Here is a 3,203-nt window from a genome sequence, read left to right on the forward strand (position 1 = left end):
CGCCGATTCGCTACGGCAGAGTTATACCATCGCGCTGGAAGCTTTCGGGATCGAGGTCGAGGCGATCGACAGCGATCGCGCGACACTGGCCGGCGTCATCGCGATCGCGGCAAGACACGTCCGATACTGAACTTGCCCCGCCCATTGAACCATTGATGCACCAAATAGGTGCAACGGCCCGCGCGCCGAGGGTCCGACATCGCCGCCGACGGCCCGCGACCCGTACCCACGGCGCGGGCCGTCGTGTTTGGCATGATACTTGCTACCTTCACCTATACGACTGCCGACACGCAGCCGATCGCGTACGACATGACGAGGTGATGCGATGCGGGTGAAGCCATGACACAGCCGACCTTGAACCAACCACCGTTGCTGGTGTTCACCGATCTCGACGGATCGCTGCTGGACCACGATACCTACGATTGGCAGCCAGCCTCGATCTGGCTGCATCGTCTCGAACAGCGGGCGATCCCGGTCATTCCCACCACCAGCAAGACCCGTGCCGAACTGCTGGCGCTCCGGCATGAGCTGGGGCTGGAGCAGACGCCCTTCATCGCCGAGAACGGCGCCGTGATCGGCCTGCCGCCATCCTGGCAGCATGCGCGACTGGATCGTGATCCGGCATCGCCGGACGGCCTGGTGGTCAAGACGCCGAGCATGGATGTCGACTTCATCCGACGCCGCCTGGACGTGGTGCGCGAGCGCCATGGCCTGCGCTTCCGCCGGATGGGGGAGATGGATCTGGCCGAGGTCCGGGAGCTCACGGGGCTCAGCGCCGCCGGTGCCGAACAGGCGATGATCCGTGAAGGGAGCGAACCGCTGGTGTGGGAAGACGACGACACCAAACTGCAAGCTCTGCATGAGACGCTGCGCGTCGATGGTCTCCGCCTGACCCGGGGCGGCCGTTTCTGGCACGTCATGGGCGCGGTCGACAAGGGGCAGGCCGCCGAATGGCTGGTGGCCCGGTTCGAGTCGTTGCGTGGCTATCGGCCGAGGACGCTGGGCCTCGGCGATGGGCCCAACGATCTGGCGCTGCTGTCGACGACGGACATGGCCGTGATCATCGCCGCCGGCCACGGCCAGGCGATGACACTGGAGAATGCCCGGGTCTATCGAACGCGGGCGCGAGGGCCGGCCGGGTGGTCGGAGGGTGTCGAGCACTGGCTGACCCGGGAACCGGGATGGGAGAGTGGCGAGCCGCAGTAGTCGCTGATATCGACCTGATGACAGGCGTCACGGACCGACGCCAAGACGACAATAGGAAGAGGGCGCTTCATGAGTGATTTCTATCAGAACGGTATCGTTACCAATTTCCACAACCTGACTCGGCGCTCGGTGGAGGCTCTGGAGACCGATCTCAAGCAGTTCTCGCGCAGCCGGCCGATGGGACTGATCCTGCCGTCGCTCTATTCCGAGCTGGAGGGGCCGGCGCTCTCGCACATCGTCGATGAGCTGTGCAAGGTGCCCTATCTCAGCGAGATCGTCATCGGCCTCGACCGCGCCGATCGTGAGCAGTTTCTCAAGGCGCGGGACTTTTTCTCCCGACTGCCTCAGCACCACCGCATCCTGTGGAACGACGGTCCGCGACTCCAGGCTCTCCAGCAGGAACTGGCGCAGGAAAATCTCGCCCCCCTGGAGCCGGGCAAGGGCTGCAACGTCTGGTACTGCTCCGGCTACGTGCGGGCGTCGGGCAAGGCCGAGGCGATCGCGCTGCACGACTGCGATATCGTGACCTACGATCGCGGCCTGCTGGCGCGGTTGATCTATCCGGTTGCCAATCCGCGCTTCCACTACGAGTTCTGCAAGGGTTACTACTCGCGCATCGCGTCCGGCAAGCTCAACGGCCGGGTGGCGCGGTTGATGGTCACGCCGCTGATCCGGGCCTTCAAGATGATCTATGGGCCGCTGCCTTACCTCGACTATCTCGACAGCTATCGCTATCCGCTTTCCGGCGAGTTCTCCATGCGTGCCGACGTGCTCGACGGCATCCGCATCCCCAGCGACTGGGGGCTGGAGATCGGTGTGCTCTCCGAAGTTCACCGGAACTTCTCGACCAAGCGGCTGTGTCAGGTGGACATCGCCGACGCCTACGACCACAAGCACCAGCCGGTCTCCGAGGAGGACCCTAGCGGCGGTCTCAACCGGATGAGCATGGACATCGCCAAGGCGATGTATCGCAAGCTGGCGACGCTAGGTGTGGAGATGAGCGTCGAGAGCTTCCGCACGGTCAAGGCCACCTACTATCGCGTGGCGCTGGATCTGATCGAGGCCTACGACCACGATGCCGCCATGAATGGGCTCAAGCTGGACCGTCACAGCGAGGAGGCCGCCGTGGAGCTGTTCGCCGACAACATCATGCAGGCGGGCGCCGCCTTCTTCGAATCCCCGCGGGACAAGCCATTCATCCCCAGTTGGAATCGGGTCCAGGCGGCGATTCCCGATCTCCAGGATCGGCTGTTCGAAGCGGTGGAACTGGATAATTCCGGGGACGTGTAGAGGTGGTCCTGTAGGCGTGATCCGCGCGCTTGCCGAAAGTCGGGCCGTGGGTGGGGAGGGTCGCCTCGATTCTCCCTACCCGCGGCCCGGATGCCTCAAGGCTGGACCAGCCACAGGCTGCGGTAGGGCCGGAGGATGTCGCGCTCCTCGGGATGCGGGCTCCAGCGCTTGCCATCCTTGAGCACGTCGTACCAATCGCCGTCGTTCAACTCCTCGATCTCCAGCGGCTGGCGCGTGTCGCTGATGTTGTAGATCGCCAGCAGGCGACGACCGTTGGCGAGCGGTCCGCGCTCGATGGCGAAGATGCCGGGCGGCGTATCCACCACTCGCTGAGCGGCTTCGGGGTGAAAGCAGGGCTCGTTGGCGCGGATGTTGAGTCGCCGCTTCAGTGACGTGAATGCCTCGCGGGTCGGTGTGCTGCGGCTGTCGATGAGCTCGTCGAGCTCCTCCTTGGGCCAGCGGCGACGGTTGATCGAGCGCAGCTTGCCGCTGCGCTCCACGCCACCGTGGTCGTTGAGCGTCGCGGTCAGGCTGTGGAAATAGACGCCGGGGATGCCCTGCAGTGCCAGCATCAGGTTCTGGCTGCACAGGAAGCGTTCCACCTGCCAGGCATCGGGCCCGCGGCGGGTGCCTTTCATGGCGTCGTAGTAGGTGATGTTGATCTCGTAGGGCGAGTCGCTGCCGTCGGCGTTGGTCTTCATGCTGAC

General features: G+C 64.6%; 2 protein-coding genes and 1 pseudogene. 2 read left to right on the top strand and 1 reads right to left on the bottom strand.

The genetic code is table 11. The features are described from left to right. Positions 1-339 precede the first annotated feature (339 nt). Positions 340-1,206: an HAD-IIB family hydrolase gene (locus AC3AYF_RS17910; protein ID WP_295040002.1), complete on the top strand. Its 867-nt coding sequence runs from the start codon at positions 340-342 to the stop codon at positions 1,204-1,206. 69 nt (positions 1,207-1,275) lie between these two features. Continuing rightward, positions 1,276-2,496 (top strand): glycosyltransferase family protein, encoded by a 1,221-nt coding sequence (locus AC3AYF_RS17915; protein WP_295040005.1) that lies wholly within the window; start codon positions 1,276-1,278, stop codon positions 2,494-2,496. Positions 2,497-2,591: 95 nt separating this feature from the next. Here AC3AYF_RS17915 and AC3AYF_RS17920 read toward each other — a convergent pair. Next, positions 2,592-3,203, bottom strand: a pseudogene (locus tag AC3AYF_RS17920) (alpha-amylase); the annotation flags it as partial.

This window comes from Salinicola sp., assembly GCF_982684285.1.